This is a genomic window from Bacillus sp. FSL R5-0585, assembly GCF_038004545.1.
GTDB classification, from domain to species: domain Bacteria; phylum Bacillota; class Bacilli; order Bacillales; family Bacillaceae_G; genus Bacillus_A; species Bacillus_A cereus.
The window spans coordinates 5,070,555-5,086,259 of the sequence record NZ_JBBORJ010000001.1 but is presented as its reverse complement, the minus strand read 5'-3'; the positions used below and the strand labels follow the sequence as shown (position 1 = coordinate 5,086,259).

The window sequence follows — 15,705 nt, the reverse complement described above, 5'->3', positions numbered from 1 at the left end:
CTTAGTAGAATACCCCTTTTATTGTAACGAAATTTTCGAAATGTTTCTAGTTTCTTCTTTTTTAGCTGTATTTGCTTTATAATTATTATCGGTACACTATTTTTATTTTATAGAATTGAGGTGAATATATGAGCTGGAAAGGTTTAGTAGCAGGTCTTGGCGTTGGGTTCGCAGCTGGTTATCTCGTTGCAAACAAAGTACAAGAACAATCCCATATTTCTTCAGAAAAAGCATTGAAAATGGTGAAACAAGCATTAAGTCATAAAGGTGAAATTACTGGCTCTTGGGTACATATGGTTCCAGAGACATTTGAAAAATATGATGTCGCATATGAAGTTTATCGCGGCGGTCTTACAACAATGTTAAATGATATACAAGAACGATTTGAATTTTTAGTTGATGCTAAAACAGGTACTGTTTTAGAGGTTATAGCAGCATAAAAAGGAGGGTTCCCATTAGGTGAACCTCTTATTTTTTTGAAATTGCGGGTATTGATTAAAATTATATCAGCGATTTTCCGAATATATCGGCGCAACTCAATTTATATCAGCGATTTCCCAATTATATCGGCGCAACTCAATTTATATCAGCGATTTCCCAATTATATCGGTGCAACTCAATTTATATCAGCGTTTGTTTAAATATATCGACTTACCGACAAAACCCGACAATAAAAAAGAGGCTGCTCCAATAAATATGATGGAACAACCTCCTATTTTTATGCTTCTATACTCGTTTTCCGTTCTACTTTTTCTACGATATGCCCTTCCTCATTCCACTTCACAGCGCGATAATATGCGTCATGGTAAAACGTAAACCATGCCTCTTTTTCAGCACCATACTTCATCCACTTTTGCTTATTTTCAATCGAGGTCATCGGATAATCGTCGTATGCCATTACCCATAATACATTTTGATGTGCGTGCGTCGGTAATAGGTCTGCTAAATGAAGCATCGTTTCCCCATGGCTTTCTAAAGCAATAACTGCATGTCCATCACTATGACCACCTGTATGCACCATTTTTATTTCATCTGTAATTTCTATTTCTTGCTGGAACGTAACAACTTGATCTACAATCGGCTCCCAATTTTCCTTCCAATATGTATTACGGGATCTAATATTTGGGTTCCTCATTTCATTCCACTCTGTTTCACTTACGTAAACTTTCGCGTTCGGAAACGCTGGTACAAGGTGATCACCTTCCCATTTTGTTAAACCAGATGCATGATCAAAATGAAGGTGCGTCATTAAAACATAGTGAATATCTTCTGGCTTTAATCCTAGTTTTTCTAATGATTCATAAACCGATGATTCTTCTGTTACACCTTGATTCCGCTTCATCTTCTCATTCAATTTACCGTTTCCTATTCCGGAATCAATGAGCATATTTCCGTCTTTCGTTTGCAAAAGTAACGGATCTGTTCGTAAATAAATATGATTTGTGTCATTATGTTTATATTTACGTGACCAAAGTACTTTCGGCACAACACCAAACATCGCTCCCCCGTCTAAATGTGTATTCCCGCCTTTTAACCACGTTACTTTTATATCTCCAATTTGTAACTGTTCCATTACACATCCCCCCTTTCAATTAATTTTAACATAAAATTCTGATTATTTTAGATGTAAAAAAACCTATGCATTACTGCATAGGCTCTGTACGATATTTTGCTTCAACTCGGTAAATACGATGACCTTTACTAGAGAATTTCTCTTCGTATTCAGTCATGATGTTACCTTCAAAGTCGCTGTTATGAAGATCTAAGCTTAAGTACGTTAGTAACATACCATACTCAGCCATACTCATAAGAGAATATTCAAATAGACCTTGGTTATCTGTTTTGAAATGAATTTCTCCACCTTCTACTAACACTTCTTCGTAATTACGTAAAAATGTTTTATACGTTAAACGACGCTTCGTATGACGTTTCTTTGGCCATGGATCTGAGAAGTTTAAATAAACGCGATCAATTTCACCTTTCGCAAAGAAAACTGTTAAATCTTCAGCATCTTTATTAATTAACTTTAAGTTTGGTAATTCTTCTTCAATTAATTTATCAAGTGCATCTACAACAACACTTGTGAATTTTTCAATTCCAATATAATTAATATGTGGATTCGCTTTTGCCATATCATACATGAAGCGGCCACGACCTGTACCTACTTCAATGTGAATTGGTTGTTCGTTTCCAAATACTTCTTTCCAGCTACCAGCGCGCTCCTCTGGGTTTCCGATTACGATATGTGAATATTCATTAATTCGATCCATTGCATACGGTTTATGTCTTAAACGCATAGATGTTTCCCTCTCTTTACATAGCTATTTTAAAGGAATAATTCCTTCTTTCTTTTTTAATCAATCTACCAAACAAAAAACCAAGTACGTACGAGCACTCGGTCCGTTTCTTTCAAGTATAAGATGTACCATTTTGATAAAAACTACATACAGCATTAAACATTCCATGACGAAACAGCTTTTTCTCTTACATTTGAAGAGAAAAACAATCGAAAGGATGATCCGTTCATGCCAATTAATCAACAACATCAATTAGAAGTGCTGAAAGATATTTTAGTCAACCACCAAAGTGATTGCTGCGGGACAGTTTCAGAATGCGAGCAATTAGAGCGCCTCATTCAATCGTTACTCGCAAACGATAATATAAGTAGTGACGCTAAAACAATGCTAAACGATGTATATTCTTATAGTCAATCGGGTAAATCTTCCTCTAATTTGGACAACCATATTTCCAATAATCAAGAACAACTTACTCAGTGGATTGCTGGAATGGACAATTTTTCTTAAGTATTATTCTGAAGCAAGTAGTTGCTGTAAATATTGATGCCAATATTCAGCTTCTGCTTGCTGTTTTTTTGTTGTATGCCATTGAATAGACAAAATCGTTTGTGCTATCACATACCATCTCATACGCCTAAGCAGCGATTCATCCATTTCAATATCATAATAACCGAGCCACTCACTCCACTCCTGGCGCGGAATGTACCAATATAATAACATACCGAGGTCTAGAGCTGGGTCAGCAATTACAGCTCCATCCCAATCAATTAAAAACAATTCATCTTCATCCGACAATAGCCAGTTGTTATGGTTTACATCACAATGGCATACAACGAATTCATTGTATTCAATAGCTTTTAATGAATCCATTAAATATTGAAGGCCTTGCTGAATTGTTTCATCATCCCTTATATCTCCTCTTAAAACGAGTTGCAGTTGTTGTAATAACTCTTGTGCGTGAAGCGGCTGCTTCCCAAGTCTTTGAATCATCTGTACAAGCGCTTTAGAGGAGTGTATTTTCTTCAAAAGTTTCGCAACACGTTCTAGTTTCATATCCTCTGGCTCTAGCTTCTGTCCCGGAAGCCATTTTTGAGCAGAAATTACATCACCATTCGTTACCCTTCTTGTCCAAAGTAATTTTGGAACAATTCCTTCTGCTGACAATACCGCTAAAAAGGGCGATGTATTCCGCTTTAAAAATAACTTCTGTTGTCCGTTTTGCGCAATATATGCATCGCCCGTTACTCCACCAGCCGGTACAAGACTCCACTCTTTTCCTAATAATTGTTCCAACCATTCCATATTCATTACCCGTTAACAAATCCTTATCTTTTATAGTTATGAAAAGAAAAACCGCAACATTTCTACACATGTTGTGGATTCATATATTTTACTGTAAATGAAAAGAAAAATTAGCCTAAGCCAAAAATCCTCTATTTTATTTTACAAAACCTGTCATAGAATGACAACTTATCAAAATCGTCACCTTTGTCAATTCTACATTTATTACATTCTCATCGTCAAGTAGCGATTTGTCACATTATCGTCAATATATACGTGCTAATTGGAGCGAGCCTAAGTTCCTTTCCTCTAAATGAAGAAATTGGCTCTATTTTCGCTTCGTTTTCGTTTACTAACACATGCCACGTTGCTTCTTTCGGAAGTTGCACAGTTTTAGCTTCTAAACCGCTATTAAATAAGACGATAATCTCTTTCCACGGCCCAAACGATTCTGCATGCTCTAGGTGATATGCAAGTACTTCTGTAGATGTTTGTAAAAAAGTCATATGTTTTTTTATAAGGTCTGCATTTTGTAATCGGAATGCCCCATGCTCTTTACGAATCGCAATTAAACCTTTTATATAGTTAACGGTTTCTATCTCTTTCTCTTTTTGATCCCAATCTAATTGATTGATCTCATCATTTGCATTATAACTATTTTCATTTCCTTTCTTCGTACGATAAAACTCTTGCCCTGCGTGTAAGAAAGGAATGCCTTGTGAAAGAATAACCATTGCGCTCGCTAATAGGTGACGTTTTTTCAAAATCGTTTCCGATTCTTCATTACTGCGCACTAGTTTATCCCACATCGTCATATTATCATGACATTCTACATAGTTAATGCTTTGCGCCGGCTCTAAAAACAGCCCTGTTTCTTTCATACTTAAAAGACTTCCTGCTGCAATATACTGCAAATGATTACAGTCTACATGCCCACCAAATGCAAAACCACGCTTATTTATATGAAATGTACTCCCTTTTATCCCATCACGAAATTGATCATTAAACTGCGCGATATGTGGCATTTTCTTCGCATTATTTAACGTTGCTTTTTCCTCAAGAGGAAGCGGTGTTTGTAAATCCCATCCTTCTCCTAATAACAAAGCATCTCGTTTTATGTTTCGCACTTCTTTCTCTATCATATTCATTGTATCAATATCTAAAATTCCCATTAAGTCGAATCGGAATCCATCGACATTGTATTCAGTAAGCCAATATAAAATAGACTCTACAATGAATTTCCTCATCATTTTCCGTTCAGACGCTATATCATTTCCGACTCCCGTCCCATTAGAAGGCATACCATCTTCACCATGACGAAAATAATATCCTGGAACAAGCTTCTCAAATGATGATAGCTCTCTTTCATAAACATGATTATATACAACATCTATAATCACCCTAATACCTTGTTCATGAAATGTTTCAATTAGTTGTTTGCACTCAACTATCCTGTTATACGGATCAGAGGGGTTTGTAGCATAATATGCTGTTGGTGCATTGTAATATAATGGATTGTACCCCCAATTATAGGCAGAAGAAGGATTCGCCTCATCCACACCACCGAAACAATATAAAGGCAATAATTCAACATGCGTAACGCCTAAATCTTTTATATGAGACAAACCTGTCAATGTCCCATTTCGTCCTGTTGTTCCTTCTTCCATTAGCCCTTTATACGTCCCTTTTTTACTCACTCCACTGTTCGGATGAATAGTAGCATCACGAATATGCAATTCATACAATATGGCATCTGTCATTGCTTGTAATGGTGGTAATTGCTCTCGTTTCGTTACAGTCGTCTTTTCTAAATCGATAACAATGCCATACTTTCCATTTACAGTCACTGACTTTGCGTAAGGATCCACCGCTTCGTTCCATATTAAATTAATACAAACAAGAAATGTATAGCGTGCTCCGTCTAAATCACCTTGTAATGTTTGAATCCAAACTCCGTTTTCTCCCCTGTACATTTCATGATCGGTATATTCTTTATCGCTCTTATAAATTCTTACTTTCGCAAGCCTTGCAGTTGGGGCCCATACTTTAAATGTCGTTTCTTCTTTTTGATAAACAGCACCTAAATCTGTACCTTCGTAATAATACTTTTCATCGAAGATTTTTGTTCGAATAACAGCACCTATTTGTAAATCAGTTTCTTCATTCCGTTCATCTCGTACTGTATAATACTTCCCCACATCTAGCGGCTCTTCTATAAAGCACTCATACTTCGTTGCATCTGGAAGCGCAATAGTATGAGCAATCGGTAAATCTTTCACGTTACTTCCTTCTTGCAAACGAAATGTCCGACTTGTTCCATACGCATGTGGGAGCAAAATTGTAATTTTATTCATTTCATCTAAATAGGCATCAAATGGACGTTTTACTTTCAACATAAAAAAATCACCATCATTCTCAAAGTTAAAATAAAGTGAAACTTTAATGAGCGAGAAAATTTCTCCATCCTCACTTATTATTAGCCTTCACCAATTAGGCGAGATAAAATGAGCTGCAAATGATAAGGCTTTTCTTATCAACAAGACTCTATACAGTAACTCCATTCTTCTCTATAGTATATTCACCTGCATAAAAAACGTTTTCAACATTCTATTTTTGTAATTTTATTTCAGCAATCGATTTATACTTCGGGGTTTCTTTCACTTGGGATTCGTATAAAGTAATTGTATCTGCTTGAAATGATATTTCAGGCACTTCTTTTATACTTTCTAAACGAAACTTTTCTTCCCCTATCCATTTACGAGCAACGGTAATATGCGGGTGATATGGGCGTGTTTCTAGAGAAAATCCATTTTCTTCACAAATGGCATGTATTTGCTTTTGCAACTGAAACAAATCGTGATTCTCACTTACCTTCGCCCAAAAAATACGAGGCTGATCTTCCCTACCAAACGTTGAAAAACCTTGTAATGTGAACGATAGTTCTTTTGTTTCTGCAATTGTTTGTAATCCATTCTTTATTCCCTCTAACTGTTCCTCCGTTGCACTCCCTAAAAATGAAAGGGTAATATGATAGTCTTCTTTATGTACCCATGAACGAAATTGTAATTCCTCTTGCATGTCCTCTTTATAGTTAGATAGCATTTCTTTTATATGATTCGGTAACGTAATTGCGACAAAATAATGCAGTTCCATGTACATCTTCTCCTTCTTTCTATTGTTGCTTTTCTTTCTTATCTCATTCAGGTAAAAAGAAGCCGCTCTCCAAAATAGAGAGCGGACATTATTTATATATCCATTACTTCGCTAATTCATGAATTGCTTGCGCGTAAATTGCTGTTGCTTTTAATAAGTCTTCAATTTCGATATACTCATCTTTTTGATGCGCAAGTTCTTCTTTTCCAGGGAATAGCGGGCCAAATGCCACACCAGCTTTTAATGAACGAGCATAAGTACCGCCGCCGATTGCTAATAGTTCTGCTTTTTCACCTGTTTGTTCTTCATACACACGTTGTAACGTACGGATTAATACGTGATCTTTATCGACGTGATGCGGGCGAGAATTAGAATAGTCAGCCACTTCAAAACCATGCGTACCAACATATGCTTTCAACTTCACAATTGTTTCTTCAAAGTTAGTTGTAACTGGGTAACGTACGTTTAGCCCTAAGTTACCACCGTTTTCTTTCGTATAACAAATGCGACCGACATTCACTGTTAACGGACCGCTAATTTCATCTTTATAAGCAATAGTAGCTTTTTCACCAAAAATATCACCAGTAAATGTTTCTGTTGCAAATGTCGCAAATGCAGTTGCTTTTCCATCAAGTGAAACTGTAGTTAAGAAGTTTGCTAATAATAAACCTGCATTTTCTCCTTTTTCAGGAGTAGATCCGTGCGCTGAAATTCCTTCTATTTGCAACGTCACTGTATTTCCTTCTATAGTCGATTTCCCTATTTTTTTAGCAGTTTGTAAATACTCTTCATATGCTACTGTAAGTGCATTTACATCTTCTCCTGTAATAACCGCTTCTGCAAAATCAGGAACCATATTTAAACGGCGCCCTGAATCAAATGAAACAAGTTCATATGTACCTTTTTTCTCTTCACTACCATTTTGCACAACTTGTATATCAGAAATTCCTTTTTCTGCATTAATAATTGGAAAATCCGCGTCTGGCGCAAAACCGATTGTTGGCATTTCTTCGTTTTTAAAGTAGTGATCTACACATTTCCAATTGCTTTCCTCATCTGTTCCTATAATCATACGAACACGTTTGGAAAGAGGTAAGCCTAATTCTTTCACAATTTTCATCGCATAATATGCTGCCATCGTTGGGCCTTTATCGTCAATTGCACCACGTGCAAAAATCTTTCCGTCGCGAATATCTGCACTATATGCAGGAGTCGTCCAGCCATCTCCTTCTGGTACAACGTCAACGTGACAGAGAATACCTACTAATTCTTCTCCTTGCCCCATTTCAAGATGACCTGCATATCCTTCTAAATTTTTAGAAGTAAAACCTTCAGTTTCTCCTTTATGTAACATGAAAGATAAAGCTTTTTCTACACCTTCACCGAATGGTGCGCCCTCTTTCGCAGATTCTTCTTCCCATACACTTTTAATTTGTAAAAATTGTTGTGTATCACGAATTAAATCATCTTTTCGTTTCGCAACTTCTTCTGTCCAATTAATTGCTGACATCACGCATCCATCCTTCACTATATTGTTTCTTTCATCATAACAAACAGAAATCTCTTATGCCATACACGAAAACTAAATACCGAACAATTGTAATATTTCAGATATTTCTTATTAGTTTTTCTTTTGTTTTTTCAAAAAAATTTGCAGGAATTTGGCGTTTTACGTAGAATTTTATGTGTTAGTTGACTGACCATATATACAATGTCAACTACCAATATTTTTCTATATGAATATTTGTTAAATTTCTGTAAAATTTAAGTAGATTAAAGCATGAATTTTATCATGTAGAGTACAATGGTAGTAACGACCTTCTTTCCTGAATGGGGTCAAAAAAACTAGTAGAGGAGTGGTTTTCTCTTGAAACCTACAACTACTCGTATGCTAACACGCATTAAATCAATTTATATGTACATCAATGAAAACGGAACGGTAACGACGAAAGACCTTGTAGATGAGTTCGGGATCACACCGCGAACGATACAACGTGATCTAAATGTGTTGCAGTTTAATGAACTCGTGTATAGCCCTTGCCGCGGTAAGTGGACAACAACAGGAAAGAAAGTGAGAATGACCTCATAACGAAAAATAATTGTATGGTAAATAAATACATACCCCTTTCTAATAATTAGAAAGGGGTCTTTTCTGCGCCTATAAAGGTACTACTTTTCAGTATCTACTTGATATGTTTTTAACATTTCTACTTCTTCATCTGTTAGCTCTCGGTATTGTCCAAGTTCTAGTTCTTCATCTAATACTAACGGACCCATCTCTGTTCTCTTTAGGTAGACTACTTTTTTTCCTACCGCTTCAAACATACGCTTCACTTGATGGAATTTCCCTTCCGTAATCACAAGCTCAATTTCAGAAATATCATCGCTTTTCAATATTGTAAGTGCACCTGGCTTTGTTTCATAGCCATCGTCTAAAATAACACCTTTAGCAAATTCTTTTACATCCTCTTCTGTTACTACTCCTGCAACGTGTGCATAATATTTTTTCGGCACATGCTTTTTCGGAGATAATAATTGATGTGATAACTTCCCATCATTTGTTATCAATAAGAAGCCTTCCGTATCGATATCAAGTCGTCCAACTGGGAACGGATCAAAGATTGCATCTTCTAATTCTAATAAATCTATTACTGTTTCATGATTATCATCTTCCGTCGCTGAAATAACACCTTGTGGTTTATGCATCATTAAGTAAACAAATTCTTTGTATTCCACAACTTCACCGTGAATCATAACTTCTTGCTCTTCTACATTTACATGAACTTTCGCATCTTTTACTGGCGTTCCATCAATTTTCACAACGCCATCTTTCAATAATTTCTTTACTTCTTTTCTACTTCCATATCCCATATTTGCTAATAATTTATCTAATCTCACGTTTTTCACCTTCTTTATTTATCATAGAAAAGGGGACGTAATTACGCCCCTCTTGATTTCAACTTTATTTTAAATCTACTACCAAGTTTACGTTGAATTTTATCTAATGCTTCTCCACCAAATACTCTTTCAAGTACTCCTGTGCGAATTGCTAACAATCCGTAAACAAGACCGCCAATACCTGCACAAATCGCAACTGTTATAAGAGCACCAATACGGCCATCAGGCGAAATCATGAAGGATAGAATCCATTGTGATAGTTTTACAGCAACGACCATTATAAGTGTCAGTACTGCAATTTGGAATGTTCTTTTATATACAACACCGAATGAATAGTGTGCGTATTTTTTAATTTGTTGATTTGTGTACCAAACAGAAGCTAAGAAACCAACTGCTGTCGCTAGAATTGCTCCTACTGTACCGAAATAACGAATAAAGATTACGTTACATACAAATTTCAAAATAACGCCCATTATCAGCGCAATAATCGCATGCTTCTGCTGGTTAATACCTTGCAGGATTGCCGCTGTTACTGTAAATAAAGCGAATAACAACGCAACTGGTGCATACCACATTAATACTTGTCCACCTAGTGGATCTGAATCGTAAAACGCAGTATAAATTGGATATGCAAGTGAAGAAATACCGACAACTGCTGGCAATGTTAAAAACATATTTGCCTGGAATGTTTGTGTAATTTGTAATTTCAAATAGCGGTATTGTTTTTCAGTAAATGATTTTGTGATTGCTGGTACAAGCGTTAAACTAAACGCTGTTGCAAGTGATACAGGAATCATAATTAACTTATGCGTCCACATTGTGAAAATACCGAGAGCTCGCTCTGCGATATCACCTTGACCAATCGCCTGCATAATTGAGTTAAATGTCAATGTATCAATTTGTTGATATAAAGGAATTGTTAACCCAATTACAACGTAAGGAATCGCATATGCAAATAACTCTTTAAACAATTGAACGGTGCTTACTGTTGATTCTGGTACAGTTTGTTCAATTAAATATTGATCCAAATATTTTTTACGTTTTAGCCAGTACCAAATTAACACACCGAGTGCTCCAACCGCTGAAACGAACGCAGCAAATGTCGCTACTCCAACTGCTGTTGCAACTGTACCGCCAAGTACTTTAATAACGATAAAACTACCTGCTAATAAAAAGACGATACGAATAATTTGTTCAATAATTTGTGAAACGGTAGTTGGCCCCATAGACTGGTGACCTTGGAAATAACCACGAATTAAACTCGCTGCTGGTACAACAATAAGCGCGAAGCTTACAAGACGAATGATCGTCGTAACTTCTCCTACATTATTGTGTATACTTTGTTTACCAAGCATCGCTTCTGCAAACAATGGCGCCGTCATATACAGTACTAGGAACGAAAGAACTCCTGTTACTATCATCATAACCATTCCCGAGCGGAACATTCTCCGGCTCGTTTTATAATCGCCAAGCGCATTATATTTGGAAACAAATTTTGAAACAGCAAGTGGCACACCTGCCGTTGCGATACTTAAAAAGATCGTATATGGAATGTATCCATATGTATAGAGCGTTCCGCCTTCTGTTCCTACTAATGCATGAAACGGAAAGACGTAAATCATGCCTAAGAACTTTACTAAAAATGTCCCTAGCGTAACAATAAGCGTTCCGCGCAGAAATTTCGAATCGGACATACAAAAATCCTCCTACATCTACATAAAGTGAAACTATAATTAGTTGGAGACTTCTCTCCTACTCCTTATTAGTTGAACCATTCGAGCATTTACAGGCTAACAGACTCCCTATTTACTTCTCCTAAATCTTGAGGTTTTAGTCTTATCGCCTACAAATGGCAGGATAGTGCTGAACTCTAACTTTTGTATTGTACCACAATTCTCTCATTAAGCAGTACTTCACTCTATTTTTCTTTTAAGGGAAAACATGCTATTCTTTTAGGCAGGAAATGTAGAAAATGAGGTCGATATATTATGCATTATGATGTTATTGTCATCGGCGGCGGTCCTTCTGGGCTAATGGCTGCAATTGGTGCTGCAGAAGAAGGCGCAAATGTCTTACTTCTTGATAAAGGAAATAAACTTGGGCGTAAACTTGCAATTTCTGGTGGCGGACGCTGTAACGTAACGAACCGTCTACCACTTGATGAAATTGTTAAACATATACCAGGAAACGGTCGCTTCTTATACAGCGCTTTTTCTATTTTTAATAATGAAGATATTATTACATTCTTCGAAAATCTCGGTGTTAAATTGAAAGAAGAAGACCACGGTCGCATGTTCCCTGTGTCAAACAAAGCACAATCTGTTGTAGACGCACTTTTAACACGATTAAAAGACTTAGGTGTAAAAATTCGTACAAATACGCCTGTTGAAACGATTGAATATGAAAATGGTCAAACAAAAGCAGTTATACTGCAAACAGGCGAAGTGTTAGAAACAAATCACGTCGTTATCGCTGTTGGCGGAAAATCAGTTCCTCAAACTGGATCTACTGGAGACGGATATGCTTGGGCTGAAAAAGCGGGTCATACAATCACAGAATTATTCCCAACAGAAGTACCTATCCTTTCAAACGAGCCGTTTATACGTGACCGCTCATTACAAGGTCTTGCTTTACGTGATATAAACTTAAGTGTATTAAACCCGAAAGGAAAAGCTATCATTTCTCACAAAATGGACATGCTCTTCACTCATTTCGGCCTATCTGGACCTGCTGCTCTTCGCTGTAGCCAATTCGTCGTGAAAGCACTGAAAAAGTTTAAAACGAATACAATACAAATGAGTATTGATGCATTGCCAGAGGAAAATAGTGAGCAACTATTTCAGCGCATGCTGAAACAAATGAAAGAAGATCCGAAAAAAGGAATTAAAAACGTTTTAAAAGGTTATGTTCCTGAACGTTACTTCCTATTCTTATTAGAAAAAAATGAAATTGACGGCAGCGAACAAGCTGGACAAGTTTCTCACGAAAAGATTCGTGCACTTGTGAAAGACTTTAAAGAGTTTACTGTGAATGTAAATGGTACGCAGTCAATTGAAAAAGCATTCGTTACTGGCGGCGGTGTATCCGTGAAAGAAATTAATCCGAAAGAAATGTCTTCTAAATTTACGAACGGCTTATATTTCTGCGGAGAAGTTCTTGATATTCATGGTTATACTGGTGGCTATAATATTACATCAGCCCTTGTTACTGGTAGAATTGCCGGAACGACAGCTGGAGAAAACGCGAAAATGCAGTATTAAAAAAGAAACAGGGATTCCTGTTTCTTTTTTTATAGGTACATGAAATTATATGAGCGATTCCACAAATTTATCAGCGATTCTGCAACTTATATCGGCGATTTCCCAAATATATCGACTTACCGACAAGAAACGACAAACATAGGCTCCACTTAACTTCCCATTGCTTTTTTGTTGCTTTATATACCTTAGTACCTTTATATTTTATATTGTTGAATATTTAAAAAAGGGTAAGGGGAAAAACAAATGAGAAAAAAAGTCATGATGTCTTTAATGTTAATGACGTTTCTTTCTGCGGTAGAAGGAACGATTGTTAGTACAGCAATCCCTCGTATAACGAGTGATTTGTCAGGCGTCGAACTTGTTAGTTGGGTATATGCAATTTATATGCTTGCAACAGCTGTTTCGACTCCAATATACGGAAAGCTCGCTGATTTATTTGGCCGTAAAAAAGTTTTACTGATCGGAGCTACAATCTTTTTAGTCGGTTCTGCACTTTGCGGAGTCGTTACATCGATGGAACAATTAATCTTCTTCCGCGCGCTTCAAGGTATCGGTGCTGGTGCTGTTATGCCAATCACAATGACGATTATTGGAGACTTATATAGCGAAGCGAAAGACCGCGCGAAAGCACAAGGTTGGATGAGTGCCGTTTGGGGTGTATCCGGTGTTATCGGACCGTTAGTAGGTGGATTTTTAGTTGATTCCCTTTCTTGGCGTTATATTTTCTTCCTAAACGTTCCATTCGGAATTATCGCTTGCTTAATGATTGCAATTTACTACAAAGAATCTATTAAACCTGCTAAGCATCATATCGATTATCTTGGTGCAACAGTCTTCTCATTAAGTACAATCGCTCTACTATATGCATTATTAACAGGTAGTAGTAAGCAAAACTGGGGAGACATGACAATTATCGGCCTATTAATCTTTGCCGCTATTTCATTTATTATTTTCTTATTCATCGAGAAGAAATCTCCGGAACCATTAATTCCGCTAGCGCTTTTCTCTAACCGTACATTATCTACGATAAATATATTAACTCTTATTGCTGGCGCAATGATTATTAGTATTACAATGTACCTTCCAATTTGGAGCCAAGGTGTATTAGGGAAAAACGCTACAGAAGCTGGACTTATTTTAATGCCAATTCCTGTTATGTGGACATTTGGCGCTATTTTCTCTGGTAACTTAGTAGGCAAATTAAAAACGAAACAAATCATTTTACTTGGAGCTAGCATTTTATCAGTCGCTACGTTCTTATTATTTACACTATCAACAAATTCACCATCGTTCCTTATTTATGTAGCAGTCGGATTATTCGGCTTAGGCATGGGGCTTGTGACACCGATTTACATGGTAACAATTCAAGCAGCCGTACCAGCTCATACACGTGGAACAGCTGTTGGTTTAAACACATTTATTAATACATTTAGTCAAACGTTAGGTGCTGCAATATTCGGTACAATCTTCAATACGATGATTCACGCACGTGGTATTAAAAATCTTGATCTTGTATCTGGTGGACATAGCGGTACTACAGCAAACGTAGTAACCGAATCGCAATCTGCATTAGCATCAAGCGTACACGTCATTTATATGAGCACTTTCGTATTAGCAGTATTTACATTAATTATCGCTTGGCTCTTATTAAAGCCAGCTACACAAACAAGTGAGCAACAATAAAAAGGATGACCATTTTGGTCATCCTTTTTTATTCTTCATTCTCCACAATATGTTTCAGCATGGATAATTTATTATCCCAAAAACGTTCATAATACGAGAGCCATTGTTGTAATTCTTCTAATGGTTCTGGATGCAAACGATATATCTTCTCTCTTCCGCTTTTTCTTCCACTTACTAAATTCGCTTCCGAAAGAATATGAAGGTGCTTTACAACCGCAGTACGACTCATCGGAAAATGATCCGTTATTTTGGAAATCGGTAACTCTTTGTCACTTAATAACCGTATTACTTCTCGGCGGGTTGGATCAGCAATTGCTTGAAATACATCATATTTCGCTGCTGACGAGGACACTTAGCCTTCGACAACCTTTTTCAGTTTTTCATTTACAATCGCTACCCAACCACCGCTCATTCTATCGCGAATAATAGAGCTCTTCGCATTTGCTTTCGGAAGAATTTCATCAGGATGTTTCCAGCCGCCGTGAATTAACGTAAATTCTGTTTTGTTATCTCCTAAGTCTTTCAAATCAAATGAAACAACCCAGCCATCTGTATCCCATGAGAAAGATAAATGGTTTGGTTCATCAATTTCTAATACTTTACATGGTGATGGCCCAAATGGTGATTGCACATGAAATTCATGTCCTACCTCTAATACAAAATCATTTGGCATAAACCATGACGCAATCCCTTCTGCAGTTGATACTACACTCCATACCTTTTGAATAGACGCGTTAAAAACGATTGTTTGTTTAATATCATTTAATGTATTTTTTTGTTCCATTTTCATTCTCCTTTACTCGGCACTCAAATATAACACCTTTTGGTTTCATTTGTATAATATAACACCTTTTAGTTTCATGTCAACGCTAACTCTTTTTTACTGTTGAGAAATTCTCAACATTTTTTCAACAGGACAAACACCCTCTGAGCATTTCCTCATAATATACTCACAAAGGCAACAAAAAATAAAAACTTCTCTCAACATGAAACTCCATCATTCATCTTGAAAGAAGCGCCTTACTTATATCATGCGTACTTCGTCTCTCCTCCTTCCCTCAAGGGACAATACGCGAGATATGACAAAGTCAGAAGGAATATGCCCACCATTTGAGTAGGTAGTTATTTCTCTT

At 36.7% G+C, this 15,705-nt stretch carries 15 protein-coding genes; 5 read left to right on the top strand and 10 right to left on the bottom strand.

All coding sequences use genetic code 11. The features are described from left to right. Positions 1-128 precede the first annotated feature (128 nt). Positions 129-440: a PepSY domain-containing protein gene (locus MKY38_RS26260; RefSeq protein WP_000118543.1), complete on the top strand. Its 312-nt coding sequence runs from the start codon at positions 129-131 to the stop codon at positions 438-440. Positions 441-718: 278 nt separating this feature from the next. On the opposite strand, the gene MKY38_RS26255 is transcribed toward MKY38_RS26260, so the two are convergent. Together MKY38_RS26255 and trmB are read right to left on the bottom strand one after the other, a co-directional pair. After that, positions 719-1,573 carry a YtnP family quorum-quenching lactonase gene (locus MKY38_RS26255; RefSeq protein WP_000436862.1) on the bottom strand — a complete coding sequence of 285 codons (855 nt, stop codon included), beginning with the start codon at positions 1,571-1,573 and terminating at the stop codon, positions 719-721. Between the two features lie 70 nt (positions 1,574-1,643). Beyond that, positions 1,644-2,297, bottom strand: a complete 654-nt coding sequence (trmB, locus tag MKY38_RS26250) for a tRNA (guanosine(46)-N7)-methyltransferase TrmB (RefSeq protein WP_001239385.1) — start codon at positions 2,295-2,297, stop codon at positions 1,644-1,646. Positions 2,298-2,525: 228 nt separating this feature from the next. Here trmB and MKY38_RS26245 point away from each other — a divergent pair, with 228 nt between their 5' ends. Then, positions 2,526-2,804 (top strand): YtzH-like family protein, encoded by a 279-nt coding sequence (locus tag MKY38_RS26245; protein ID WP_001122235.1) that lies wholly within the window; start codon positions 2,526-2,528, stop codon positions 2,802-2,804. 3 nt (positions 2,805-2,807) lie between these two features. Here MKY38_RS26245 and MKY38_RS26240 read toward each other — a convergent pair whose 3' ends face one another. From MKY38_RS26240 to pepV, 4 genes are all read right to left on the bottom strand, one after another. Continuing rightward, positions 2,808-3,605 (bottom strand): phosphotransferase family protein, encoded by a 798-nt coding sequence (locus MKY38_RS26240; protein WP_001986674.1) that lies wholly within the window; start codon positions 3,603-3,605, stop codon positions 2,808-2,810. Between the two features lie 227 nt (positions 3,606-3,832). Next, positions 3,833-5,974: a type I pullulanase gene (gene pulA, locus MKY38_RS26235; RefSeq protein ID WP_065222713.1), complete on the bottom strand. Its 2,142-nt coding sequence runs from the start codon at positions 5,972-5,974 to the stop codon at positions 3,833-3,835. A 211-nt stretch (positions 5,975-6,185) separates the two neighbouring features. After that, positions 6,186-6,731 (bottom strand): RNA 2',3'-cyclic phosphodiesterase, encoded by a 546-nt coding sequence (gene thpR, locus MKY38_RS26230; protein WP_065222712.1) that lies wholly within the window; start codon positions 6,729-6,731, stop codon positions 6,186-6,188. Positions 6,732-6,834: 103 nt separating this feature from the next. Beyond that, positions 6,835-8,241, bottom strand: coding sequence for a dipeptidase PepV (gene pepV / locus MKY38_RS26225; protein ID WP_070180578.1), 1,407 nt, complete (start codon positions 8,239-8,241; stop codon positions 6,835-6,837). 357 nt (positions 8,242-8,598) lie between these two features. Here pepV and MKY38_RS26220 point away from each other — a divergent pair, with 357 nt between their 5' ends. Further along, positions 8,599-8,820: a DeoR family transcriptional regulator gene (locus tag MKY38_RS26220; RefSeq protein ID WP_000805512.1), complete on the top strand. Its 222-nt coding sequence runs from the start codon at positions 8,599-8,601 to the stop codon at positions 8,818-8,820. 80 nt (positions 8,821-8,900) lie between these two features. Here MKY38_RS26220 and MKY38_RS26215 read toward each other — a convergent pair whose 3' ends face one another. Then, a complete protein-coding gene (locus tag MKY38_RS26215) occupies positions 8,901-9,629 on the bottom strand; it encodes a pseudouridine synthase (protein ID WP_001234947.1) in 729 nt (242 codons plus the stop codon). A gap of 41 nt (positions 9,630-9,670) precedes the next feature. After that, positions 9,671-11,323 carry a putative polysaccharide biosynthesis protein gene (locus MKY38_RS26210; RefSeq protein ID WP_001284028.1) on the bottom strand — a complete coding sequence of 551 codons (1,653 nt, stop codon included), beginning with the start codon at positions 11,321-11,323 and terminating at the stop codon, positions 9,671-9,673. 294 nt (positions 11,324-11,617) lie between these two features. Here MKY38_RS26210 and MKY38_RS26205 point away from each other — a divergent pair, with 294 nt between their 5' ends. Next, complete coding sequence (locus MKY38_RS26205) at positions 11,618-12,889, top strand: NAD(P)/FAD-dependent oxidoreductase (RefSeq protein WP_000558859.1); 1,272 nt, start codon at positions 11,618-11,620, stop codon at positions 12,887-12,889. 243 nt (positions 12,890-13,132) lie between these two features. Then, positions 13,133-14,572, top strand: coding sequence for an MDR family MFS transporter (locus tag MKY38_RS26200; RefSeq protein ID WP_114556167.1), 1,440 nt, complete (start codon positions 13,133-13,135; stop codon positions 14,570-14,572). Positions 14,573-14,600: 28 nt separating this feature from the next. Here the strand turns inward: MKY38_RS26200 and MKY38_RS26195 are convergent, their stop codons facing one another. Together MKY38_RS26195 and MKY38_RS26190 are read right to left on the bottom strand one after the other, a co-directional pair. Further along, positions 14,601-14,924, bottom strand: coding sequence for an ArsR/SmtB family transcription factor (locus tag MKY38_RS26195; RefSeq protein WP_000098837.1), 324 nt, complete (start codon positions 14,922-14,924; stop codon positions 14,601-14,603). Next, positions 14,925-15,356, bottom strand: coding sequence for an SRPBCC family protein (locus MKY38_RS26190; protein ID WP_065222710.1), 432 nt, complete (start codon positions 15,354-15,356; stop codon positions 14,925-14,927). Positions 15,357-15,705 lie beyond the last annotated feature (349 nt).